The organism is Gemmatimonadaceae bacterium (assembly GCA_036504815.1).
Lineage (GTDB): Bacteria > Gemmatimonadota > Gemmatimonadetes > Gemmatimonadales > Gemmatimonadaceae > PNKL01.
Genome location: DASXUN010000012.1, coordinates 311,854 through 334,628 on the forward strand (window position 1 = coordinate 311,854; position 22,775 = coordinate 334,628).

At 69.0% G+C, this 22,775-nt stretch carries 25 protein-coding genes; 9 read left to right on the forward strand and 16 right to left on the reverse strand.

Annotated elements, in window-relative coordinates; all coding sequences use genetic code 11:
* Positions 1-38: 38 nt before the first annotated feature.
* The 7 genes from VGJ96_06595 to VGJ96_06625 all read left to right on the forward strand — a co-directional run bounded on the left by VGJ96_06595 (position 39) and on the right by VGJ96_06625 (position 5,114).
* A complete protein-coding gene (locus VGJ96_06595) occupies positions 39-380 on the forward strand; it encodes a cytochrome c (GenBank protein HEY3286774.1) in 342 nt (113 codons plus the stop codon).
* Between the two features lie 309 nt (positions 381-689).
* Positions 690-1,004, forward strand: coding sequence for a cytochrome c (locus tag VGJ96_06600; GenBank protein HEY3286775.1), 315 nt, complete (start codon positions 690-692; stop codon positions 1,002-1,004).
* A gap of 171 nt (positions 1,005-1,175) precedes the next feature.
* A complete protein-coding gene (locus tag VGJ96_06605) occupies positions 1,176-1,700 on the forward strand; it encodes a hypothetical protein (GenBank protein HEY3286776.1) in 525 nt (174 codons plus the stop codon).
* Positions 1,697-2,512 carry a 4Fe-4S dicluster domain-containing protein gene (locus tag VGJ96_06610; GenBank protein ID HEY3286777.1) on the forward strand — a complete coding sequence of 272 codons (816 nt, stop codon included), beginning with the start codon at positions 1,697-1,699 and terminating at the stop codon, positions 2,510-2,512. Before VGJ96_06605 ends, VGJ96_06610 begins: the two co-directional genes overlap by 4 nt.
* On the forward strand, positions 2,513-3,754 hold the full coding sequence (gene nrfD / locus VGJ96_06615) for an NrfD/PsrC family molybdoenzyme membrane anchor subunit (protein ID HEY3286778.1): 1,242 nt from the start codon (positions 2,513-2,515) through the stop codon (positions 3,752-3,754).
* A 35-nt stretch (positions 3,755-3,789) separates the two neighbouring features.
* On the forward strand, positions 3,790-4,554 hold the full coding sequence (locus VGJ96_06620) for a slipin family protein (GenBank protein HEY3286779.1): 765 nt from the start codon (positions 3,790-3,792) through the stop codon (positions 4,552-4,554).
* 119 nt (positions 4,555-4,673) lie between these two features.
* Positions 4,674-5,114 (forward strand): copper chaperone PCu(A)C, encoded by a 441-nt coding sequence (locus VGJ96_06625; GenBank protein ID HEY3286780.1) that lies wholly within the window; start codon positions 4,674-4,676, stop codon positions 5,112-5,114.
* A 24-nt stretch (positions 5,115-5,138) separates the two neighbouring features.
* Here the strand turns inward: VGJ96_06625 and VGJ96_06630 are convergent, their stop codons facing one another.
* The 11 genes from VGJ96_06630 to VGJ96_06680 all read right to left on the reverse strand — a co-directional run bounded on the left by VGJ96_06630 (position 5,139) and on the right by VGJ96_06680 (position 15,684).
* Positions 5,139-5,762 (reverse strand): YdeI/OmpD-associated family protein, encoded by a 624-nt coding sequence (locus VGJ96_06630; protein HEY3286781.1) that lies wholly within the window; start codon positions 5,760-5,762, stop codon positions 5,139-5,141.
* A 67-nt stretch (positions 5,763-5,829) separates the two neighbouring features.
* Positions 5,830-6,654, reverse strand: coding sequence for a methyltransferase domain-containing protein (locus VGJ96_06635; GenBank protein ID HEY3286782.1), 825 nt, complete (start codon positions 6,652-6,654; stop codon positions 5,830-5,832).
* Positions 6,654-8,345, reverse strand: coding sequence for a methylmalonyl-CoA mutase family protein (locus VGJ96_06640; protein ID HEY3286783.1), 1,692 nt, complete (start codon positions 8,343-8,345; stop codon positions 6,654-6,656). Before VGJ96_06640 ends, VGJ96_06635 begins: the two co-directional genes overlap by 1 nt.
* Entirely contained in the window at positions 8,342-9,436 is a 1,095-nt protein-coding gene (gene meaB, locus VGJ96_06645) for a methylmalonyl Co-A mutase-associated GTPase MeaB (protein ID HEY3286784.1), read from the reverse strand. The genes VGJ96_06640 and meaB overlap by 4 nt, the downstream gene beginning before the upstream one ends.
* Positions 9,433-10,392, reverse strand: a complete 960-nt coding sequence (locus tag VGJ96_06650; GenBank protein ID HEY3286785.1) for a CBS domain-containing protein — start codon at positions 10,390-10,392, stop codon at positions 9,433-9,435. The genes meaB and VGJ96_06650 overlap by 4 nt, the downstream gene beginning before the upstream one ends.
* Entirely contained in the window at positions 10,389-11,621 is a 1,233-nt protein-coding gene (locus VGJ96_06655) for a hemolysin family protein (GenBank protein HEY3286786.1), read from the reverse strand. The genes VGJ96_06650 and VGJ96_06655 overlap by 4 nt, the downstream gene beginning before the upstream one ends.
* Positions 11,618-12,097 carry an rRNA maturation RNase YbeY gene (gene ybeY / locus VGJ96_06660; protein ID HEY3286787.1) on the reverse strand — a complete coding sequence of 160 codons (480 nt, stop codon included), beginning with the start codon at positions 12,095-12,097 and terminating at the stop codon, positions 11,618-11,620. Before ybeY ends, VGJ96_06655 begins: the two co-directional genes overlap by 4 nt.
* Positions 12,094-13,080, reverse strand: coding sequence for a PhoH family protein (locus VGJ96_06665; GenBank protein HEY3286788.1), 987 nt, complete (start codon positions 13,078-13,080; stop codon positions 12,094-12,096). Before VGJ96_06665 ends, ybeY begins: the two co-directional genes overlap by 4 nt.
* Entirely contained in the window at positions 13,077-14,870 is a 1,794-nt protein-coding gene (gene aspS, locus VGJ96_06670; GenBank protein ID HEY3286789.1) for an aspartate--tRNA ligase, read from the reverse strand. Before aspS ends, VGJ96_06665 begins: the two co-directional genes overlap by 4 nt.
* Entirely contained in the window at positions 14,867-15,232 is a 366-nt protein-coding gene (locus VGJ96_06675; protein HEY3286790.1) for a VanZ family protein, read from the reverse strand. Before VGJ96_06675 ends, aspS begins: the two co-directional genes overlap by 4 nt.
* Complete coding sequence (locus tag VGJ96_06680; protein HEY3286791.1) at positions 15,229-15,684, reverse strand: PTS sugar transporter subunit IIA; 456 nt, start codon at positions 15,682-15,684, stop codon at positions 15,229-15,231. The genes VGJ96_06675 and VGJ96_06680 overlap by 4 nt, the downstream gene beginning before the upstream one ends.
* 106 nt (positions 15,685-15,790) lie before the next feature.
* On the opposite strand from VGJ96_06680, the gene VGJ96_06685 reads away from it, so the two are divergent.
* Together VGJ96_06685 and rlmN are read left to right on the forward strand one after the other, a co-directional pair.
* A complete protein-coding gene (locus VGJ96_06685; GenBank protein HEY3286792.1) occupies positions 15,791-16,687 on the forward strand; it encodes a hypothetical protein in 897 nt (298 codons plus the stop codon).
* Positions 16,684-17,775, forward strand: a complete 1,092-nt coding sequence (gene rlmN / locus VGJ96_06690) for a 23S rRNA (adenine(2503)-C(2))-methyltransferase RlmN (protein ID HEY3286793.1) — start codon at positions 16,684-16,686, stop codon at positions 17,773-17,775. Before VGJ96_06685 ends, rlmN begins: the two co-directional genes overlap by 4 nt.
* Here the strand turns inward: rlmN and VGJ96_06695 are convergent.
* From VGJ96_06695 to VGJ96_06715, 5 genes are read right to left on the reverse strand one after another with little or no spacing between them, the layout of a single operon-like run.
* Positions 17,704-18,207 (reverse strand): LytR C-terminal domain-containing protein, encoded by a 504-nt coding sequence (locus VGJ96_06695; GenBank protein ID HEY3286794.1) that lies wholly within the window; start codon positions 18,205-18,207, stop codon positions 17,704-17,706. The two genes, rlmN and VGJ96_06695, sit on opposite strands and share 72 nt — an antisense overlap.
* A complete protein-coding gene (locus VGJ96_06700) occupies positions 18,189-18,725 on the reverse strand; it encodes a hypothetical protein (protein HEY3286795.1) in 537 nt (178 codons plus the stop codon). Before VGJ96_06700 ends, VGJ96_06695 begins: the two co-directional genes overlap by 19 nt.
* Positions 18,722-19,495 (reverse strand): tryptophan synthase subunit alpha, encoded by a 774-nt coding sequence (trpA, locus tag VGJ96_06705; protein ID HEY3286796.1) that lies wholly within the window; start codon positions 19,493-19,495, stop codon positions 18,722-18,724. The genes VGJ96_06700 and trpA overlap by 4 nt, the downstream gene beginning before the upstream one ends.
* A 6-nt stretch (positions 19,496-19,501) precedes the next feature.
* A complete protein-coding gene (locus tag VGJ96_06710) occupies positions 19,502-21,001 on the reverse strand; it encodes an HD domain-containing phosphohydrolase (protein ID HEY3286797.1) in 1,500 nt (499 codons plus the stop codon).
* Positions 20,998-22,770 (reverse strand): HEAT repeat domain-containing protein, encoded by a 1,773-nt coding sequence (locus VGJ96_06715; protein ID HEY3286798.1) that lies wholly within the window; start codon positions 22,768-22,770, stop codon positions 20,998-21,000. The genes VGJ96_06710 and VGJ96_06715 overlap by 4 nt, the downstream gene beginning before the upstream one ends.
* Positions 22,771-22,775: the final 5 nt, after the last annotated feature.

Genomic DNA, 22,775 nt, shown 5'->3' on the forward strand with positions numbered 1-22,775 from the left:
GTGCACATCGTCCTTCCTTTGTCCCTCCACGCCCGACCATGACTCCGCGCCGCCGCCGCTGGTTCCTCTCGATCTTCGCCGCGACCCTCACGGTCCTGGCCGCCTCCGGCTCTGCGGCTCAGACGCCCGACGGCAAGCTGGTCTTCGAGACCCATTGCCAGAAGTGCCACGGCCCAGCAGGTCGCCCGTCGGCCGGCATCAAGAAACTGCTGCCGGAGATTCCGCTCTGGGATGCCGCGTTCTTCGCTAAGCGCACCGAGGAGGACATCCTGAATGTCCTCCGGAACGGCAAGGGCAAGAACATGAAGCCGTTCAGTGACCGGCTGAAGCCCGAGGAGATGGTCGCCGTCGCCCGATACATCCGGACCCTGACACCGTAGTCAGACGTTTCGCTCGTCGGGAGCGTTGAGGCGGCACTCGGCGGCTGGATCGCGACGCGGGGCGAGCGACCCTGCCAGAGCGCGTATCGGACAAATGCCGTGCCGCGTGTAGGGGATCTTACGATAGAAAGTCCAGAGATCACCTGAGTGTCAATTTCCGCCCCGCGGGTATAATCCATCCACTCATCTCTCGTAGGGCAATCGCCGTCTTCCGGCCAGGCAGAGTGGGACGACCGGTACCGCGACGATGGTTCCGAAGACTGAATGACGCTGTGCCGCTGGACTCTTCACTTCTACCGGAGTTGCGCGATGCGTCCGTTCGTCCTGCTCGGTGCCTTGACTCTCGTCGTTTCCACTGCTGCCGCCCAGGGTGCTGACGGCAAGACAGTGTACGAAGCCAACTGCAAGAAGTGCCACGGTGTCACCGGCAAGCCGTCGGATGGCATCAAGAAGATGAATCCGAAGATCGAGACGTTCGACGCCGCGTTCTTCGCGAAGCGCACGGATGCCGACCTTGCGAAGGGGATCAGCGAGGGCAAGGGCAAGATGAAGCCCTTCGGGGACAAGCTGAAGGCGGACGAGATCGCCGCCGTCGCCAAGTACATCCGCACCCTGAAGCCGTAAGCCGCCGACCGGCGGCGCCGGCACCGCCGGCGCCGCGCCCACAGCCATTGGTCAGGGCCGCACGCAGGCACCGCCGGTCCACCCGGCGACGCCGGGCAGCGTTGCGGGCTTGCTCCATCCCGACGGGGCGGCCACCCGCCCCACGGCGCTTCCTTCTGACGGGGTCCGTTCATGCGGCATGCAGGGCACTTCGTGCGGCTGCTCGCCCTTGTGGTCATCACGGTGGTCGGATTTCTGTACGTCCGATCGCTGGTGGTGCCCAAGGATTTTGGCGTCAAGGGCCATTTCCGCCTCTCCGCCATCGATGACGAGGGGAAGCGCGAGGCGCGGCACATTGGCAGCGACGCCTGCGCCGAATGCCACGACGAGATCGGCGCGGCGTGGAAGGCCGGCAAGCACCACATCCCGCAGTGCGAGAACTGTCACGGCCCCGGCCTGCTGCATACGAAGGTGGTGGCCGAGGACTCCACGGCCGGATACACCGACAAGATCCTGAAGCAGTTCCCGAAGGCGATCAATCCGGGCACGGGCATCACGGAATGCAAATGGTGCCACCTGAAGACGTTTGAGCGCCCGAGCTCCCTCAAGTACATCGTGAACGTCGAGAAGCACATCACCGAGCACCAGGGGACCTTCTCCCCCGCCTCGCGCTGCATCGACTGCCACAATCCGCACACGACGGTGGTCAAGCGATGAGCCCCATCACCCCAGACGACGTCACGCGCCGGGAATTCCTGGAGACGGTCGCGAAGACGGGCGGCCAGAGTTTCCTCTTTGGCTCGCTGTTCGTGAACACCGCGCTCCTCCGCCTGCCGCAGGCGGGCGCCGATCCCAAGTCCCGCGCGGAAGCCGAGGTTGGCAAGGGGATCGTGTACGGCTTCGTGGTCGACACCACCAAGTGCATCGGCTGCGGTTCGTGCGTGCGGGCCTGCCGCGCCGAGAATGGCGTGCCCGAGGGATACAACCGCACCTGGGTCGAGCAGTACACGTTCTATCCGGATGGCGAGGTCTTCGTGAACTCGCCCAATGGCGGCGAGAACGGCTTCGCCGATCCCGCCCCGACGCGCAACAAGCCCACCGGCCCGGAAGCGCCGATGCGCGGCTTCTTCGTGCCCAAGCTGTGCAACCACTGCATCGACACGCCCTGCATCCAGGTCTGCCCGGTGGGCGCGTCGTTCAAGACCGACGAGGGCGTGGTGCTGGTGGACCACGAACGGTGCGTGGGGTGCGGCTACTGCGTGCAGGCCTGCCCGTTCGGGTCGCGCTACCTCAACCCGGAAACGGGCACCGCCGACAAGTGCACGTGGTGCCATCACCGCGTGATCAAGGGGCTGCTCCCGGCCTGCGTGGTCTCCTGCCCCGCCGAGGCGCGCATCTTCGGCAACGTGAGCGACCCGGAAAGCACGATCAGCCGCATCCTGGCGACCAATCGCGTGCAGGTGCTGAAGTCCTTCCTTGGCACGCGGCCGCGCACCCGCTACATCGGGCTCGACTCAGAGGTGATCTAGATGCATCACTACATCACCGAGGGGTACGTCCTCCCCAACCAGGCGCACATCTACTGGACGACGATGATCGTGCTCTACCCGTACATCACGGGGATCGTCGCCGGCGCCTTCATCATCTCGTCGCTGCACCACGTCTTCGACAAGGACGAACTGAAGCCCGTGAGCCGGTTCGCCATGGTGATGGCGTTCGCGTTCGCGCTCTTCGCCACCCTGCCGCTGCTGAACCACCTCGGCCATCCCGAACGGGCGTTGAACATCATGTTCACGCCCAACCTGACGTCGGCCATGGCCGGCTTCGGCTTCATCTACTCCACCTACCTGTTCATCCTGGCGGTGGAGATCTGGCTCGTCTACCGGACCGACATCGTCCACCTGTACCAGAACACCAGGTTCCCCGCGCTCAAGCCGGTCTACTGGCTGCTCGCGCTCGGCGTGCTCGACATCTCCAAGGAAGCCGAGGCGGTGGACCGCAAGGTGATGATCTTCCTTGCCTCGATCGGCATTCCGGCGGCGTGCGGCCTGCACGGCTACGTGGGCTTCATCTTCGGCGCGATCAAGGCGAATCCGTGGTGGGCCAGCCCGCTGATGCCGGTGATCTTCCTCCTCAGCGCGATCGTCTCGGGCGTCGCGATGGTGATGATCTGCTACATCCTCATCCACTGGGTGAAGGGCAAGGAGACCAGCTACGACTGCGTCCACGCGCTCATCGAGACGGCCTGGTATTTCCTCATCATCGACGTCGTGCTGGAACTGCTCGAGCTGGTCAACCATGCCTACATGGCCAACGAGGACTGGACGATCCTCAAGCAGCTGGTCACCGGCAAGCTGTTCGTGAGCATGTTCATCATCCAGATCCTGCTCGGCTCGGTGATTCCCTTCTTGGCAATGGGGGCCGTGGTCGTGTTCAAGGAGAAGGTGCCGGCGATGGCCCGCAACGTGATCGGCGTCGTCTGCGGCCTGCTCCTGCTGGCGCAGGTGGGCGCGATGCGCTGGAACGTCGTGATGGGCGGCCAGATGTTCTCGAAGAGCCTGCGCGGCTTCCTGAACTTCGAAGTGGACCTCTACGGCCGTGAAGGGCTGTACGCGGGGATCGTCATCTTCGCGCTCCCCTTCGTGGTCATCTTCGTGTTCTCGCGGCTCCTGCCGCTGTGGGGCAATGTGGACACGTTCCCGAAGGAGTGGATGAAGGAGAAGCCGCCGGTGCGGCAGCCGTTGAAGGGCTGGTCGAAGTTCACCTCGTAATCGCTGGTCGAGACTAACTCCCTGGAGACGCTGGCATGAACGCCAACATAGTGAACTACCTCATCGCCGCCGCAGTCGCCGTCTTCCTCTTTCAGTACGGCGTGCGGATCGTGAAGCAATACGAGGGCGGCGTGGTGCTCCGCTTCGGCCGACTGATCGGGGTGCGCGCGCCGGGCCTGCGCTTCATCTTCCCGCTCATCGACCGGATGTTCAAGATCGACACCCGCGTGGTGACGCTGACGGTCGAACCGCAGGAGCTGATCACCCGCGACAACGTCACCATCAAGGTGGACGCGGTGGTCTACTTCCAGGTGGTCGACTGCGCCAAGGCGCTCATCCAGGTCGAGCACTACGACCGGGCGACGTCGCAGATCGCGCTCACGACCCTCCGGAGCGTCCTCGGCCAGTCCGAACTCGACGAGCTGCTCGCGCAGCGCGACAAGATCAACCAGAAGCTCGCCACGATCATCGATCACCACACCGAGCCGTGGGGCGTGAAGGTCTCGGTGGTCGAGGTGAAGGATGTCCTGCTGCCCGAGACGATGCAGCGCTCGATGGCCGCGCAGGCCGAAGCCGAGCGTGAGAAGCGCGCCAAGATCATCCGCGCGGACGGCGAGTTCCTCGCGGCGGAGACGCTCGGCAAGGCGGCGGTCATCATCCGCGACAACCCGCCCGCCCTGCAGCTGCGCTACCTGCAGACGCTGACCGAGATGACGAGCAATGGCAACGGCACCATCGTGCCGGTGACGATGGACCTGCTGGGCGGCATCAAGTCGGCGTTCGGCGGCGAGTCGAAGTAGCTTTCGGTCAGGCCGCACGCTTCAGGCCGGTGCGCACGCAACGTGGCGTGCGCCCGGCCTTGCGTTTGATCCCGCACCCGGGCGCGCGACGCGGCCGTCGCGTCCCCGAGGTTCCACCCGTGTTCCGCTTCCGCGCCCTCTTTGCGCTGATCGCCCTCGCCGTCGCCTGCGGCGGCCGCGACGCCCCCGCCCCCGCTGGCTCGCTCAGCGTGCACGACGCCTGGGCACGCGCCGCCGACTCCGGCATGGTGACGGCGGTGTACCTGTCGCTCGTGAATACCGAACGCGCCGCCGTCACGCTCACCGGCGCGGCCTCCCCGCTGGCCGACGCCGTGTCGCTGCACATGACGCACGAGATGGACGGCATGGTGCACATGATGCCGCTCGACTCGGCGCCGATCGCACCCGGCGACTCGCTCGTGCTCGCCGTGAACGCCAAGCACCTGATGGTGAACGGCCTGCGGCGCAAGCTCGCGGCGGGTGACTCGCTCCCAGTGACGCTGTCGTTCACTGGCGGCCGGACGCTCGAATTCCGGGCGCTGGTGCGCTCGCCGTACTGACGCGCCGCGAGGCAGCGTCGCGCGTCAGCGGCGCGGGACGCGCACCTTCGCCTCGTACCGCCAGTTCTGCGACTTGCCTTCGCGCACCTGCGCGACGGTCGTCGCGAGTCGCCGGTCGCGCGTCGAGTCCTGTTTCGCGCTGGAAATCCACTCCAGGTATTCACGCCGCTTGCCGGGCGTGAAGGCGTTCCACTGCGCGCGCAGCGTGGCGTCCGCGGCAAGGGCCTTGGCCAGCGCCGGCGGCACTCTGGGCATGGGCTTCGCCGCGCGCACGGGGGCCTTGCCGCTCGCGCGGGCCTGGCCGGCGAGGGCGACCGCCTTCTTCACGAAGCGAACGATGACGGCCTTGCCCGGAAGGTCGCGCACGCCGGTCAGGCGGCCGAAGCTCCCCATCGCGTCCTGCTTTTCGCGGCCCTCGCCCATCACGAGCTTTCCGCGGTAGAATCCGAAGCCGACGTGCGCCTTGAAGCCGGCCATGTACGCCAGCGGCTTGCCGCGGTACGTGAACCACGGGAAGCCCCACTTGATGTCCTCGTCGATGGCGGGCGACGCCGTGTGCACGACGGCTCGAATGTGCCGCAGGATTGGGCGCGCGAAGGACGCCTGCCTGGCGATGTACTCGTCGATGCGCTTGTCTCGGCTTCCCATCGTCGCTGGCTCCGGTAGGGTGGACGCGCCGCGCGTCGGCCGGGCGTGAGCGACGGCGCGGTATTCGCTACGGTTCCCGGCGCGCGAGCAGCAGCATCTCGCTCGAGCGGCGGCTGATGGCGCGATCGGTGAAACTGTCGAACGCCTGCTCGACGATCAACCCCGCCGCGCGCATCATCTCCGACAACTGGGACGGCGTGTACAGCCGAATGCGATGCGTGCGATCCTCGTGGACCTGCGGTCCCCGCCAATTTGACTCGACGGTCAAGAACCCGGTCAGCGGGTCGAAGTGGCGCTCCTGCGCCACCAGCGTCCCGTCGGCCGTCGTCCACCAGTCGCGCGAGACGAACTTGGCCATCACCCCATCGCGATCGCCGCCGTGCCAGACCAGCACGCCACCGGGCTTGAGCACGCGCGCGAACTCCTGGAGCACGCGCGCATCGTCGGCGGCGTCGGCAAAGAACCCGAAGCTCGTGAAGAGATTGACGACCGCATCGAATCGCCCCGTCCATCCGGCTGGCAGGCGCCGCATATCGGCGCGGCGATACCGCAGCGTGCGTCCCGTGCCCCGCTCGCGGGCCCTGGCGAGCAGCGGCGCCGAGTAGTCGACGCCATCGACGTCGAACCCGGCCTCCGCCAGCAGGTGCGCGTGCCGCCCCTGTCCGCACGGGCAGTCGAGCACGCGCGCCCCCGACGGGAGGCCCAGCAACTCCAGCAGCCGCGCCACCTGATGGCGGTCCTCCTCGAGGCTGAAGAGGGGTTCGTACTCCCGGAGGTACCCGGCATCGAAATAGCGCTGCCACCAATCAGTGATGGCGGATGGCTGAGGGCGGATGGCAGACGGTTGGTCCGCCTTCTGCCCTCTGCCATCCGCCATCACTCGCTTCCGCATCAGAAGAAAACCGGTTCCCGATACGCCCCGAACACGTCCTCGAGCGCGGCCCGAATCTCGTACAGCGTCGCATAGGCCCGCGCGCAGTCGAGGATGTACGGCACGGTGTTCTCGCTGCCGCGCGCCGCCGTGCGGAGCGCGTCCAGCCGCTGCTGCACGAGCCCGTTGTCACGCGTCGTGCGCAGCGTGGCGAGCCGCGCGGCCTGTTCCTTCGCGGACGACTCGTCAATCTTGAGCAGCGGGATCGTGAGCGTCTCGTCGGTCGTGAATTCGTTGACGCCGACCACGAGCTTGCGGCGCTGCTCGATCTCCCACTGCTGCCGCGCCGCGCTCTCGGCGATGCGCTTCTGGAACCAGCCGTCCTCGAGCCCGCGCACCACGCCGCCCTGCTCGTGGATCTGCTCGAACAACTGCTCGGCCTCGCGTTCCATGTCGTCGGTGAGCTTCTCCACGTAGTACGAGCCGCCCAGCGGGTCGATGACCGAGGCGACGCCCGTCTCGTACGCCATCACCTGCTGCGTGCGCAGGGCCACCTCCACCGCGTGCTCGGTGGGCAGCGCCAGCGTCTCGTCCATGGAGTTCGTGTGCAGCGACTGCGTGCCGCCCATCACCGCCGCCAGCGCCTGATAGGCGACGCGCACGACGTTGTTCATCGGCTGCTGCGCCGTGAGCGTCACGCCGGCCGTCTGCGAGTGGAAGCGCATCACCCAACTGCGCGGATTCCGGGCGCCGTACCGGTCGCGCATGTGCCGCGCCCAGATGCGGCGCGCCGCGCGCAGCTTGGCGATCTCCTCGAAGAAGTCGTTGTGGATGTCCCAGAAGAACGACAGCCGCGGCGCAAACTCGTCGACGTCGAGGCCGCGGGCGATGCCGCGTTCCACGTACGTGAAACCGTCGGCGAGGGTAAAGGCCAGCTCCTGCGCCGCGGTCGCCCCCGCCTCGCGGATGTGATAGCCGGAGATGGAGACCGTGTTCCACTGCGGCGCGTGGGTGGCGCCCCATTCGAAACAGTCCACGATCAGGCGCAGCGCGGGCTCAATGGGGAAGCACCACGCATGCTGCGCCATGTACTCCTTGAGGATGTCGTTCTGGATCGTCCCGCGCAGCTTCTCGGACGAGACCCCCTGCTTTTCGGCGGCGGCGATGTAGAAGCACCACAGGATGATCGCCGGCCCGTTGATCGTCATCGACGTGGAGACCTGGTCGAGCGGAATGCCGTCGAACAGCGTCTCCATGTCGGCCAGCGAGCTGATGGCCACGCCGCACTTCCCCACCTCGCCCTCCGACCGCGGGTGATCGGAGTCGTAGCCCATCAGCGTCGGGAAGTCGAACGCGACCGAGAGGCCGGTCGTCCCGCGGCCGAGCAGGAACTTGTAGCGCTGGTTGGTCTCGAACGCGGAGCCGAAGCCGGCGAACTGGCGCATCGTCCAGAGCTTGCCCCGGTAGCCCGTCGGGTGAATGCCGCGCGTGAAGGGAAACTCGCCCGGCACCTCGAACGCGGTGCCGCCGGACCCCTCGAGGTCGAGCGCCGTGTACAGCGGCGCCACCTCACGGGCGGAATTCGTCCAGGCGAGGTCGCGCTTGTCGCCCTTCGCGTAGCGGGCCTGCCAGCGGGCCACCTCGGCGCGCAGCCGCTCCAGCTCGGCACGCATGGCATCGAGCGAGGATTCGAGATCGGACGGCATGGTCATGCGGTTTCTCCGGTCATCAGGGGGCCGCTCTGGCGCAGCAACTCGTCGGCCACGGCATAGGGCGTCGTGCGTCCCGTCGCGAGGTCGGCCACCTGCGCGTCGATCCAGGCATTGGTCGCTGCATCGTTCCAGAGCCGCCGGGCAAGCCGCTGGAAGACGACGTCCTTCACGCGTTCCCGCAGGCGCGCCCGTCGGCGCACGTCAAGTTCTCCGCTCCGTTCAAGATAGGCGAAGTGCGCGTCCAGTGCGGCCAGCATCTCGGGGAGCCCCTCCCCCGTCGTGCCCACGGCGCGCAACACCGGCTGGCTCCACGTTTCGGCGTCGCCGGTCTCCACGACCGCCTCCGTCGCGGGCCGCCGGCCGAGCGAGCGCAGGTCGACGCCATGGCGCGCCGGGACGTTCTTCATCAGGTGCCCGCCGCGCAGGCCGAGCATCAGGTCGATGTCGTTGCGCAGGCGGTCCGCGCCCGGACGGTCGGCCTTGTTCACCACGAACACATCGGCAATTTCCATCAGGCCGGCCTTCAGGGTCTGGATCGAATCACCGGCCTCGGGAACCAGCACCAGCAGCGAGGTGTCGGCCGTGCGCGCGATGTCGAGCTCGCTCTGACCGACCCCCACCGTCTCGATGAGAATGCGATCGAGGCCAAAGGCGTCGAGCACGTCGCAGACTTCGCGCGTGGCGCCGGCGAGCCCGCCGAGCGAACCGCGCGTGGCCATCGATCTGATGAAGACGCCGGCATCGAGCGCCACCGACTCCATGCGCACCCGGTCGCCGAGCAGCGCGCCGCCCGAGAACGGTGACGTCGGATCGACGGCAACGATGCCCACGGTGTGTCCCTGTTCCCGCCACGCGGCGGCAATCCGCGAGGTGAGCGTGCTCTTTCCCGCCCCTGGCGGGCCGGTGAGGCCGATGCGGCGCGCCCGTCCCACCCTCGAGTGCAGCGCGGCCAGCAGCAGATCGGCGCCGGCGCGGCGGTCCTCGACCATCGACACCGCGCGCGCGAGCGCGGCCTTGCGCCCCGCCGCAAAGTCGGCGAGCAGCGTATGCAGCGCGCGCGGCGCGGCGGCCGGCAGCTGCGGCTCGCTCACGCGCCCTCCGGGGCGGCGGTGTCGTCGTGCTCGTCGTGAATGTCGCCCACGAGTTCCTCCACGAGGTCCTCCAGCGTCGCCAGGCCCAGCGTCCGCCCTGACGCATCGCGCACGATCGCCAGATGGCGCCGTTCGCGCAACATGATGCGCATCAGGTCGATGCAGGGAAGGTCCGGGGCCGCGAAGGTGACGCGCCGAATGCGCGCCACCGGATTGGCGGGACGCTCCAGCACGTCAAAGGAGTGCACCATGCCGAGCACCCGGTCGAGGTCGCCATCGATGACGGGAATGCGCGACAGCGCCGTGCGTGCCACCAGGCGCGCGATCTCGCCGGCGGGGGTCGACCGGTCCACCGCGACGATGCGCTCGCGCGGCGTCATCACGTCGCGCACGCGCTTGACCCCGAACTCGACCACGCCGCTGATGATCGCGCTTTCGTCCGCCTCGCCAACGCCCTCGAGTTCCCCCTCCCGCAGCAGGTCCCCGAGCGCGTTGCGCGTCTCGTCGTCGGGCGCCGGGGCCGACGGCGCGAGCCGCCGCGCCACCCACTCCGCAAAGGCAAGCACCGGTGACACCAACAGACCGAGCGCGTGCAGGCCGGGGAGCAGGATTGGAATCAGCGCCATCCCCCAGCGCCGCGCGATGGCGCGCGGCACGGACTGTCCCACCACGAGCAACAGCAGCGCCGAGAGGGCGAGCGTGCGGACGAGCGCCATCCCGGACGACGCGTTCGATGCCGCGACCACCCCGATGGCCATTGTCAGGGCCGCGATGCCGGTGCCGGCGACGAGCAGCAGCCGCGACGGACGGGTGACGAAGATGTCGCCGGCCGCCGTTCCGGCGAGCTTGTGCTCCACCCAGTGCCGCAGCCAGATGCGGCTCACGGTGCGCACCGCGGTGGCGGCCATCGTGAGCCAGGCGACGAGCAGGACGAGGAAGAGGATGACGCCGTTCATTCCCCCGCCTCCGGCGGCGCGTCGGCGAGCCGTTCGAAGTAGACGCGCTCCACGCGGCGCCCGCGCATCCGCTCGACCACGACCCGGAAGCCGGCCACCTCGAGGTCCTCGCCGGGCTCCGGCACGCCGTCGAACAGCTCGTAGACGAGCCCGCCAACCGTCGTCACGTCCTCGCGACGAAAGTCGTGATCCGTGAGCGTCGACAATGCGTCGAGCGTCACGTGCGCCGACAGCCAGAACTTGTTCGCCCCTTCGCGAACGACCTCGTCCACTTCCTCCGCGTCATTCTCGTCGCGAATCTCGCCGACGATCACCTCCAGCACGTCCTCGAGGGTCACGAGGCCGGCGATGCCGCCGAACTCATCGACCACCAGCGCGATGTGCCGATGGTTCAGCCGGAAGTCGCGCAGCTGCGCGTCCACCGTGTTGGTGAGCGGAATGAACCAGGCGGGACGGACCAGCGACTGCCATCCGGCCGCCGGTTCCTCGTCGTCGAGCACCGCATCGAGCAGGTCCTTCGCGTACAGCACCCCCTCGACCTCATCCAGGTCCTCGCCGTACACGACGAGCCGCGAGTGCCGAGCGCTGCGCACCTTGGCCACCACGTCGGACCATCGCGCGGTGCGCTCGATGCCAATGATGTCCACGCGCGGCACCATGATGTCTTTCACCGCGGTATCGCCGAGCGCGAAGACACCCGTCAGCAGGCGCTGTCCCGCGTCACCGGCGTCGGCATCGGCGACTTCCGCCGCCACGACCTCGCGGAAACGCTCGACGTCCGCGTCCCGCGCCTCCTCCTCATTCCGCCGCGGCACGAACAGCGCGAGCACCCGGTCGCACCACGCGCCGAACGTGACGGCCGGACTCAGCAAGGCGGAGGCGGTGCGGGCCACCGGGGCGAGCTGGTGCAGCGCTCGGAGGGCGAGCATGTCGCCGAAGGCCCGCGCCGCGCTTTCGGACACCGCCACCGTCAGCGCCGCGACGATGATGGCGATGACGACGCCCATCTCCGGCCCGACGGCCACGGCGATCGCCGCGCCCGCGCCCAGCTGCATGAGGATGCGGCCGAATGCAAGCGCCCGGTGCACCGACTCGCGCTCGGCCAGCAGGCGCGTCACCGGATCGCCGGCGGGCACTTCGTCGCGATCGATGGTAAGCAGCGCCCCATCCGTCGCGGCGCACATCGCCGCGACCAGCACCAGCAGCCCGGCGAGCGCCGCGGCGATCACGCCGCGCGTGCCTGACGGCGGAGCACGCTCGCGAGCAGGCGTTCCTGACGCCGCCACATCGGGGACGACTCGCGGTCACCCGTGTCCGGATGATCCCAACCCAGCACGTGCAGGGCGCCGTGCACGGCCAGCCGCAGCACTTCTTCACGCACGCCGCAGCCGGCGCGGGCCGCGTTGGCGCGGGCCACGGCTGGACAGATGTAGATATCACCGACCACGCCGGCGCCGGGCACGGGCGAGAACCCGAACGAAATGACATCCGTCGCCCCGGCGTGCCTTAGGTGCCGCTTGTTCAGCCGCGCCATCGCCGAAGGCGACAGGAGCGTCACCGCGATCAGGGCGTCGCGCACCCCCTCGGCGCGCAGCACCTCGCGCACCGCCGCGGCGATGCGCAGCCTCCCCACGGGCGCGCGCAGGCCTTCGCTCGTCACCCCGACGCGCAATGCGTCGCCGGCCGCCCGGCGCGTTCCGCTCACGCGCCCTGCTCCGCGTCGGCCGCGTAGGCCTTGACGATCTCGCGCACGAGCCGGTGGCGGATCACATCGGCGTCGCTGAAGTAGTGGAACGCGATGCCGTCGATTCCCGGCAGGATGCGCTCCACCTGCGTGAGCCCACTGTCCGCCTTGTTCGGCAGGTCAACCTGCGTCTTGTCGCCGGTGATCACCGCGCGCGAATTCACGCCGAGCCGCGTCAGGAACATCTTCATCTGCAGGCTGGTGGCGTTCTGCGCCTCGTCGAGAATGACGAAGGCGTCGCCCAGCGTGCGGCCGCGCATGTACGCGAGCGGCGCGATCTCGATGATGCGTGTCTCCAGCGCGCGCTGCATGCGCTCGGGCGGCATCATGTCCTCGAGGGCGTCGTACAGCGGCCGCAGGTACGGATCGACCTTGGCCTGCATGTCGCCCGGGAGGAAGCCCAGCGACTCACCCGCCTCCACCGCCGGGCGCGCGAGCACAATGCGCCGCACGCGCTTGCGGGCGAGCATGTCGACCGCGGCGGCCACGGCCAGGTACGTCTTGCCCGTGCCGGCCGGGCCGATGCCGACCACGATGTCGCTCTCGAAGAGTGCGCGCAGGTACTGCGCCTGTCCCTGCGTCTTCGGCTGGATGATCTTCCGGACGCCCGGGAGCACGAGCCGCTCGGGCGCGCCTTCCCCGCTCCCCGGGCCTTCCATCGAGAACCGGAGGACGTCGTCGGCATCGAGGGCCATGCGTTGCCGGGCCGCGTCGAGCATGCGCTGCGCGACGCCAGCCGCCTTCTCCAGCGCCTCCGCCGGACCGGCGATCGTCATCGCATCGCCCCGCAGCGTCACGCGCACGGGATAGATGCGCTGCAGCTCCGCCAGGTTCGCGTCACCGACGCCCGCCAGCAGCAGCAGGTCGGCCCCTTCGGTGGAAAGCTTCCGCACCTGGGCTTCGCCGGCATCCGGCGCGGTGCCGCGCGCCGTTGCGTCCGTCACTCTCCCTCCACGGTGGACCGCAGGTGCAGCTCGCGCAGGTCGTCCGACGGCACCGTGCTCGGCGCGTTCTCGAACAGCGCGCGCGCGGCCGTCGTCTTGGGGAAGGCAATGACATCGCGCAGCGAGCTGCCGTTCGAGAGCAGCATCGAGATGCGGTCGAAGCCGAACGCGATGCCGCCGTGCGGCGGCGCGCCGGCGCGCAACCCTTCGAGCAGGAAGCCGAACCGGCGCTCCTGTTCCGCCTCGTCCCCAATGCCGAGGAGGGCGAACATCCGCGATTGCACGCGTGGATCCGAAGTGCGAATCGAGCCGCCGCCGAGTTCGAGCCCGTTGAGCACGCAGTCGTAGGCGAGGGCGCGCCACTTCTCCGGCGCGTCGGGATACGCCGCCATGTCGTCGGGATTGGCCGCCGTGAATGGGTGATGCACGGCGGAGAGGGCCCCGGTCGCCGGATCCTTGTCGAACATCGGAAAATCGGTGACCCAGAGGAACCGGCGCGCCTGCTCATCCACGATGCCCAGCCGGCGCGCGCACTCCTGGCGCACGCGGTCCAGCGCCGGGCTGCCGATGCGGTCACCCGCGGCCACGAGGAGCGCGAGGTCGCCGTCACCGAGCGCGAGCGCCGCCTCGGCGGCCGGCGTCAGGAACTTCGCCACCGGGCCTTCGAGCTTGCCGTCGGCCTTCTTGATGCGGAGCAGCCCGCCGGCGCCGGCCCCCTTGGCCACGGCTTCGAGTTCATCCACCTGCTTGCGACTCCAGGCCGCGCCGCCGGGCACCCGAATGCCACGCACCCGGCCGCCGTTCTCGATGGCCGTCCTGGTGACCACGAACTCCAGCGGCGCAAACGCCGCCGTGAAGTCGGTGACCTCGAGCCCGTACCGCAGGTCCGGGCGGTCGCAGCCGTAGCGCTCCATCGCATCGGCGTACGACATGCGCTCGAAGGGCGTGGGCACCTCGTGCCCCGCCGCGCGCCAGATGGCCGCGACCATCCCTTCCGACAGCGCGAAGATGTCCTCGCGACTGATGAAGGACGCCTCGATGTCGATCTGCGTGAACTCCGGCTGGCGATCCTGCCGCAGGTCCTCGTCGCGGAAGCAGCGCGCGATCTGGAAGTAGCGATCGAATCCGCTGCACATGAACAGCTGCTTGTAGATCTGCGGCGACTGCGGGAGCGCGTAGAACTCGCCCGGATGCACGCGGCTCGGCACCAGGTAGTCGCGCGCGCCCTCCGGCGTCGGCTTGGTGAGGATCGGCGTCTCGAGTTCGAGGAAGCCGCGATCGCTCAGGTACTGCCGCGTCACCTGCAGCAGCCGGTGGCGCAGGATCAGGTTGGCCTGCAGCTCGGGACGGCGCAGGTCGAGATAGCGGTGGCGAAGCCGGAGGTCCTCCGCCGGCAGCTGATCGTTCTTGCCGCGGGCGACGGGAATGGCCGGGGTGACCGCGGGCCCCACGACGCGGATCGACGTGGCGCGCACTTCGATCTCCCCCGTCTCGAGATGCGGGTTGCGCATCTCCGCCGGTCGCGGCTCGACCACACCCTCCACCAGCACGACGGACTCCACACCCACGGCTGCGGCATCGGCAATCGCCGCCGCGCTCGACCAGTCGGGGTTGAAGCTCACCTGCACGAGTCCCGCGCGGTCGCGCAGGTCAATGAAGACCAGGCCGCCGAGATTGCGTGAACGATGCACCCACCCGCCAAGCGTGACGGCGGTTCCGGCATGGGCGGCGCGCAGCGCCCCGCAATGATGCGTGCGCAGCGATGTGGCGAATACGTTCTCTTCGATCAACCCTGAAGCCCCCGGCGCCGCAGCGCCAACGCGGCGAACAGCGCGAGGCCAAGCATGGCCCCACCCGTGTCCGCCAAGAGATCCCCCAGTTCCATCGACCGGCTGGGGATGAAATGCTGCTGCCCCTCAGTGAACGCGCCAAAGAGCGCCGCGCCCACCGCCGCCGGCCACCGCACCCGGTGTTGCGCTGCCCGCGCCCACGCCGCCAGCGCGGCCAGCACCGCAAAGAGCGCCGCGTGCACGACCTTGTCGAACCCACCCCCCAGCCAACGCGGCGCGATGTCGGGTGGCGACGGCCAGAGCACGAGCACTTCGATGAGCACCGCCCACGCCACCACCCAACGCCATCGCCCGCGAATCACGCCCCCTCCGCGCGCGCCAGCACCGCCGCAAAGGCGTCCGCATCTTCCGCCTTCATGAGCGCCTCGCGCAGGGCGTCATTCCGCATCAGTCGCGCCAAGCGCCCCAGCACCTTCAAATGGGTGCCGGCATCCGCCTCGGGCGTCACCACCAGGAAGCAGGCGCGCACCGGCACTCCATCGGGCGCGCGATAGTCTTCCATTCCCTCGACGATGCCGGCGGCCATGCAAATATGGTCCACCGCATTCGTACGCCCGTGCGGCACCGCGAGGCCATCGCCAATCGCGGTGCTCACCACGGCCTCGCGCGACAACACTCCCTGAAAGGCCGCGTCCAGCAGCGCTGGATCGGCATCGGGAAGCGCCAGTTCCAGCAGTTCGCGGAACAAGGCGTGTCGTGAATGGCTTCCCAACGGAACGCGTATCCGTGCCGGGGGGAGCAGTGCGGTGAGCAACCGGTTCTCCGCAGGGGTATAAGCAGTGTAAAACTAACGGAGAAAGCAACTTGGTGGTAGCAACCCAACGCTTGACCGTGTCCGGCGGTCCGGGTATCCTGCCCTAATGCTCCGACGCGCCGTGCTGCCGCTCTTCCTCGTGCTCCTCCCGAGCACGCTTCCGGCGCAGTTGGTTCCGGGGCGCGATCTGCTCGCCTTTCCCATCGGCCTCACAGCCGAGGCGCCGGCCCTCGGCACCACCTCCGGCTTCGGACTGTGGAATCCCGCGAGCGTGGCGGTGCCGGCGGGCAGCCGCCTTCGCCTCGCCGTGGGCACGATGACGGCCCCGGTGGACGTCGCAGTCACGGCACAGGTCGCGACGGTCGCGGCTCGCTGGCGAGACGGCACCACCATCGCCGTCGGCATGGCGCACGCCGCCGTCGGCGACCTGCTGCGCACAGACTCCGATCCGCAGTCGATTGGCGACGAAATCCCGTACACCACCACGCTGCTCTCGCTCATCGCGGCACGCCCGGTCGGCCCGGTCACGCTGGGCACCGCCCTGCGCGTCCGCAGCGGCACACTCGACAACATCGCCCGCCGCGCGGTCTCCGTGGACTTCGGCGTCATTTCCAAGGGCCTGGGGCCGCGCGATGTGCGGCTTGCCGCCTCCACCTTTCTCGCAAGCCCGTTCTCGCGCGAGCACGAACAGGCCGAGTTGCTCGTCGCCGCCGACGCGCGGTTGGTCGGCACGGACTCCCTGCACACCAGCCGCGCGGGGCTCAGCTACACCGCGGCCGATGGCATGCCCCGCGAAGCCTTTGGCTTCTTGGGCGCCCGCTGGCAGCGCCTCGAGGGGCGCATCGGCGCCGCGCGCACCGAGGCTTACGGCCGGACGAACTGGCGCGGCCGCTTGGGCATCGCCTTCCATCATCGCGGTTACGTGATTGGCGTGGCCCGCGAGGAGAGCGCCGGCAACCTGTCGGCGACCTACCAGTTCACGCTCAGTTCGGTGCTCAAGTGACCACGCGAGCCGCAGCGCTGAACCTGCTCGATCTCACGCCCGCCGAGGCCGAGCAGCGGTTGCGCGCATTCGCCGAGGAGCGCGGCGTTGGCGCCTACCGCGGCAGCCAGACCATGCGCCACCTCTGGGCCCGTCCGGCGCCGGCGTTTGACGCGATGACGGACCTGCCGCTCGAGTTCCGGGCCGCGCTCAGCGAGGGGTTCGCGATCCCGCGCCTCGAACTCGCCGACGAGCAGCGTTCGACCGACGGCACGCGGAAGTTCCTCTTTCGCCTGCACGACGGGCAGACCATCGAGACCGTCGCCATTCCCGACGGCGATCGCGTCACGCTCTGCATCTCGTCGCAGGCCGGCTGCGCGCTGCAGTGCTCCTTCTGCGCCACTGGCCTGATGGGCTTCTACCGCAACCTGCTCCCTTCGGAAATCGCCGGGCAGGTGCGCGAGCTCGCGCTGCTTTCCGAGCCGATTCATCCGACGAACATCGTCTTCATGGGGATGGGCGAACCGCTGATGAACTGGAAGGCGGTGGGCATCGTGCTGTCGATCCTGAACGATCCCAAGGGATGCGGCATCGGCGCGCGGCACATCACCGTCTCGACGGTGGGCGTGCTGCCGGGCATCGAGGCGCTGGCCAAGCGCCCCGAGCAGTTCCGGCTCGCCATCTCGGTGCACGCGCCGACCGATGAGCTGCGCCGCATGCTGATGCCGGTCAACATCAAGTTCCCGCTCGAGAAAGTCATCGACGCCGCCGCGGAATTCAGCCGACGCGTGACGTTCGAGTACGTGATGCTGGGCGGCGTGAATGACCAGCCGGCGCACGCCGCGGAACTCGCGCGCCTCGCCAAGCGGTGCGGCGCCTTCGTGAACCTGATTCCGCTGCACCCGGGCGGGGCCGGCTCGTACACGCCGACGTCGCCCGATGGGATCAAGCGATTCGCCGCGGCCATCGCCAAGCACGGCGTCGAGGTGGCGGTGCGCAAGAGCCGCGGCACCGACATCGCGGCCGCGTGCGGTCAGCTACGGGTAGAGCGTCTGCGGCGGCGCCCGCCACGAGCGCCCGACGAGAATGGTGAGGTCGAGGTAGCGTAGCGAATCGGGGCGCGACTCGATGCGCGCGCCGCCGAGGGCGTCGGCCGCCATCCTGGCCCATTCCGGATGCCCGGACCGATCAAGTACCACCGAACTGTCGCGACGCTCCGCCTGCGGCGCCGTCCCCGTGCCCACGACGTCGAAGCCCTTGTCGCGCAGCCAGGCGGTGGCCAGCCGGCCAAGTCCGCGCGTGGCCGTCGCGTTGATGACTTCCACCTTGATGCGCAACGTATCAGGAACGACTCGCTTCGGGCGCGCCGCCGGCGTCCCGGAGATTTCGCCGCCTTCACTCGGCGCGCGACTGGACGGCGACCGAAAGACACCGCCGACGATCGCGGCGAGGATCACGAGCAGCGCGATGCGCCGGCGCCGGCGCCGGCGCCGGGCGGCGGACGCGTCCGACGCCGGCGACGCTATCGGACCGAGTTCCACAGCTTGACCGTTCCCTCGAAGATCCGATTGCCCTCGCGCAGGGTCCACTCGAGCCGCATGCGCACGGCCTGCCGGAAGACGCCGTCGAAGTTGTGCGGCAGCTGCGCCGCCAGGAACGCGCGGTCGGCATGCATGAAGTTTCGCCCGGGCTCGAGGAAGTCGGCCATGAAGAGCGCGCGACCCGTGCGGTCCCACTGCGGATGTCCCACCGTGTGCCAGCGCACCGCCTCGAGCACGCTCGCGCGTGCCTCCCCTTCCCGCTCGAGCATGGCTGCCGCGGCCGGCCCGTGCAGGATGCCGTCCGGCAGGTCGGGCGGGTCAAAGATCGCGCGCAGCGCGGGCGGCGTCGCGTCGCGCAACGCATCGTGCCAGCGCCCGGCATCGTGCCACGCCTGGGCCTCCGCCGCATCGAGGTGCATGCGTGCGGCCCAGTCGTCCAGCAGGGCGGTCACGCGCGCGATGTGCAGCCGGCGCTTGTCCGAGACGACCGCCCAGGCCGGAAGCTCCGGACCGCTCATGCCGTGCGCTCGTCCAGCGCGGCACGCAGCCCGGCGGCCAGCGCGACGGCGGCGTCCACCGATTCGTTGGCCGCCCGCACGATCGCACTTCCCACCACGATGCCGTCCGCGTGCTGGCCCAGCGAGCGGGCCTGTTCGGGACGGGCAATGCCGAACCCCACACAGATGGGCAGCGTGCAGACCGAGCGCAGGCGGTCGATCGTCTGCGGCAGGTCCGACGGCAGTAGTTCGCTCACACCCGTCACGCCGAGCCGCGAGATGAGGTAGACGAAGCCGCGGCCGTGGCGCGCGATCTCCGCCATCCGGGCGGCGGGCGTGGTGGGCGCGACCAGGCGCACAAAGTCGAGCGGCCCCTCACCCAGCCAGGCTTCGCGCGCGGTATCACTGCCCACTGGAAGGTCGGTGACGAGCACGCCGTGCACGCCCGCCGCGGCCGCCCGCGTGAGCACGTCCGGTCCCGCCGCGATGAGCGGATTCAGGTAACTGAACAGCACGACCGGAATGTCGAGCTTCGCGCGCGACACCATCTCGAGCGCGCGATCGAGCGACACGCCGTGGGCGAGCGCCGCCTGCGAGCTGGCCTGGATGACCGGGCCGTCCGCCATCGGATCGGAGAACGGAACGCCGACTTCGAGCACATCGGCGCCGGCCGACGCGAGCCCCTGCCAGAGCGCGATGCTGGCCTCGGGGTCGGGATGGCCGGCGGTGGCGTAGCAGACGAGGGCGCGGCGGCCCCGGGCGCGGAGCGCCTCAAAGCGAGCAGTAAGCACGGCGGTTTAGACGAAGTAGTCGCCGACGCGAATGCCGTAGCGGTCGGGGTCGGCGGTCTTGATGATCGTGCGGCGGTACTCGCCGTCCTCCGTGCGCTCGGCGAGGTTCACGACCGTCCCCGGATACTGCACGTTGCCCAGGTCGTCGCTGACGATGCGCACGAGCGGACGGGAGAGCAGTTCGGGGTCGGGGTTCGCGCCGTGCACGATGGCGAGCTCGAAGGTGTCGAGCACCACGAAGGTGCCCACCGGGTAGATGCCCAGCAGGTTGATGAAGGCCTTGACGATGATCGGATCGACGCCGCGGCGCGGGTTGTCCCGCATCTCCTGCAGCACCGCCGACGGCGCCATCGGCGTCGTCTGGTACGACCGGCGCGACGTCGCCGCGTCGAAGCCGTCCGCGCAGGCCACGATCTTCGAGTAGAACATCATGTCCTTCGTGCGGAGGCTGCGCGGGTAGCCGGTGAGGTCGCGCTTCATGTGGTGCTGGAAGGCGACCAGCATCGAGCGATACGGGAACTCCTGCTGGTCCTTCACCGAGAAGAGCGCCAGCACGCCGAGCCACGGGTGCCCGGCGATGGCGCGCCACTCGTCGTCGGTGAGCACGTCGGCCTTGTTGATGATCTCCGCGGGAACGCGGGCCTTGCCGATGTCGTGGAACAGCGCGGCCATGCCGAGGTCGTAGAGCTGGAGGCGCGTGAGCGCGAGTCGCCGGCCGAGGGCGATGGAGAAGATGCAGACGTTCACCGAGTGCGTGAACGTGTAGTCGTCGTAGTCGCGGATCGTCGTCAGCCCGACGAGCGACGTCTCATCCGAGAGGATCTGGTCGACGATGCCCTGCACCACGCGCTTGATCTTCTTGATGTTCGCGCTCTGCCCCATGCGCACCGAGTTGATCACGTCCTTGGTGGCCGACACGGAGCGCGCGTAGGTGCGCTTGGCCTTCTCCTTCGACTCGAGGTGCTGTCCGCTCTGGTCCTCGTCCCCCTCCACCAGCGGCCCGAGCTCGAACGACGTGACACCGGTGTCGCCGAGGCGCCTGACCAGCCCCTCGAACCGGTCCACCGCGTCGCTCCCCTGCGGGTTCTGCAGGTACCCGAGCAGCACGGTCCAGTCACGGATGGCGGGGGCGCGCAACGCCTTGAGCTGGCCGATGCCATTCTGCCGGAACTGCGTGAGCAGCGCGCTGAAGCTCGAGTAGTTGTCGAGGTCCAGGCGCAGGCGCGTGCCGTTGACGAAGATGAACTCGCCCGCCACGCGGAACTCGCATTCCTTCTCGCGGGTGATGATCTCGTTGGTGATGAACGACAGTTCCTGCAGCGACTGCTGGACGACGGAGTTCTCGAACGGATAGAGGCGGAGGTTCCGCATCGTCCCGTAGAACGCCAGGATGAACGACCGGCTGGCCACGCGCACGTACGCTTCGCCGGTCACGTCGGCGAGCGCCTGCATGGCGACGGAGCCGCGCATGGCCACCGAGGGGCGCGACGACGAGGGCGTGGTCACTGGACGCCTCCCCCGCGCAGCGCGCGGCTCACCGCGTTGCGCACGATGACGTCCTTGTCACCGTCGGCGCGCTGCAGCGATTCCTTCGCCGTCGCCGACCCGATGCGCCCGAGCGCCACGGCGGCGCAGGCGCGCAATTCCGGATCTTCCTTCCGCGCGAAGAGCCCGCCCTTGGCGTTGAGGATGCCGTCGAGAAAGGCGATGCCGCCGTCGCCGCAGAGCGACCCGTACAGTTCGAAGAACGCCAGGCGTTCCGTGCGATCGGCCTCGCGCAATTCCTTGCTCTTCACCGCCGCTTCGGCGCGCTGCAGCGCGGGCCGGTACTGGCGCGCCATGAGCGTGCGGGCCGCCTGGACGCGCAGGTCGCGGTCCGGATCGGCCAGCGCCTTCTCCATCGCCTGCATGGCGCCCGGCGACGCGATGTCACCCAGCGCCGACATGACGGCGAGCCGCATCTCGCGATCGCCGTATTCGAGCGCGCGCGCCATCGCGGGCACGCCCGCCGCCGTACGCATCGCCCCGCAGCGGCGAATCGCCTCGAGCGCGACCTCGCGCGAGGGATCGGCGATGAGCTTCACCAGTTCCGCGGTGGCCGATTCCGCGATGCGCGTCGCCGCCCCCTCGAGGAGCGGGCGCAGCCCGACGTTCTGCGCGCGGGGGAGCCACGCGAAAATCGTGGACAGCGCCCCCGGCCGCAGCTGCCCGAAGAGCTCGTTGAGTTCCGCCGCCGAGGGCAGCACGGGCGAGGCATCCATCGCTTCGAGCAGCTGGCCGAGGGCCGCGGGCTCGCTCAGGCGCTCGGACAGCGACGCCAGCCGCGCCTTCGTCTCCGGCTGCACATCGCGCGCCCGGTCGAGCGTCAGCGACGCCTCGCGCAGGAGATACGCCACCGCCGCAAACTGCCCGGCGGACAGCAGGTGCAGCATGAGGGCTTCGATGTGCCCGAGCACCTCGGCGCGCACCAGCGGATCGACCTGGAATTCGAAGATGTCGAGGAGCGAGTCGAGGACGGCGCGCCGAAGGTCGGTCGAGTACTCGCGCAGCGTCTCCTGCCGCAGGTACTCCACTTCCTTCTCGTCGAGGAAGTAGAGCGTGGTGTCGAAGTCCTCCATCCGGACGATTCCGGATCGCCCCTGCTCCTCGGAGGTGCCGCCCGACGACCCGCCCGACTGCGCTTCCTGCTTGGCGTCCAGCACCGCCTCGCTGGGATCCTCCGCCTCACCACCGCTCGACTTCGGCCAGCGCCCCGGCTCGGGCGACGCCTCGAGCGGCGCCGATTCGTCGGAGACGTCCACGTAGCGATACGCCAGCGTCGTGAACTCCTGCTCCCACAGCAGCGTCAGCAGGTCGTCCTGGCTCGGCAGCGCGTGACGCACCTTGGGGATGATGTCGAGAAAGGCGCTGATCTCCTTCTCCTCGAACCCCCGCTGCAGCGTGAGTTCGCGCAGCCCGTCCTTGAACAATGTCCACGGCAGCGAGTCCGACGCCTTCGTCGGCTCCTCGAAAACCTTCTGTCCGTACCACTCGAGCGCCGTGTCGGTCACCGCCAGCCGGATGGCATCGGTCTCCGCCCACAACGGCGCGAACACGGCGCGCGCCAGCTCGAGCGAGCGGACGTAGCTCGGGTTGTTGTGGTTGTTCAGGTAGAGCAGGTGCGCACGAATGGTCTTGTCGAGCTGCCGCAGCATCTCCGAAACCAGCTGCGGAGAAAACGGCGGCTCGAGGTCGTCGGGCCCCTGCATCGGGACGGCGGCCGTGGGAACGGTCATCTATA

Excerpts from the sequence above, each read along its gene's own strand:
- VGJ96_06595 (HEY3286774.1), top strand. The coding sequence starts at position 39 with ATGACTCCGCGCCGCCGCCGCTGGTTCCTCTCGATCTTCGCCGCGACC.
- VGJ96_06600 (HEY3286775.1), top strand. The coding sequence starts at position 690 with ATGCGTCCGTTCGTCCTGCTCGGTGCCTTGACTCTCGTCGTTTCCACT.
- VGJ96_06605 (HEY3286776.1), top strand. The coding sequence starts at position 1,176 with ATGCGGCATGCAGGGCACTTCGTGCGGCTGCTCGCCCTTGTGGTCATC.
- VGJ96_06610 (HEY3286777.1), top strand. The coding sequence starts at position 1,697 with ATGAGCCCCATCACCCCAGACGACGTCACGCGCCGGGAATTCCTGGAG.
- nrfD (HEY3286778.1), top strand. The coding sequence starts at position 2,513 with ATGCATCACTACATCACCGAGGGGTACGTCCTCCCCAACCAGGCGCAC.
- VGJ96_06620 (HEY3286779.1), top strand. The coding sequence starts at position 3,790 with ATGAACGCCAACATAGTGAACTACCTCATCGCCGCCGCAGTCGCCGTC.
- VGJ96_06630 (HEY3286781.1), bottom strand. The coding sequence starts at position 5,762 with ATGGGAAGCCGAGACAAGCGCATCGACGAGTACATCGCCAGGCAGGCG.
- VGJ96_06635 (HEY3286782.1), bottom strand. The coding sequence starts at position 6,654 with ATGCGGAAGCGAGTGATGGCGGATGGCAGAGGGCAGAAGGCGGACCAA.
- VGJ96_06640 (HEY3286783.1), bottom strand. The coding sequence starts at position 8,345 with ATGACCATGCCGTCCGATCTCGAATCCTCGCTCGATGCCATGCGTGCC.
- VGJ96_06650 (HEY3286785.1), bottom strand. The coding sequence starts at position 10,392 with ATGAACGGCGTCATCCTCTTCCTCGTCCTGCTCGTCGCCTGGCTCACG.
- VGJ96_06685 (HEY3286792.1), top strand. The coding sequence starts at position 15,791 with ATGCTCCGACGCGCCGTGCTGCCGCTCTTCCTCGTGCTCCTCCCGAGC.
- VGJ96_06700 (HEY3286795.1), bottom strand. The coding sequence starts at position 18,725 with ATGAGCGGTCCGGAGCTTCCGGCCTGGGCGGTCGTCTCGGACAAGCGC.
- VGJ96_06715 (HEY3286798.1), bottom strand. The coding sequence starts at position 22,770 with ATGACCGTTCCCACGGCCGCCGTCCCGATGCAGGGGCCCGACGACCTC.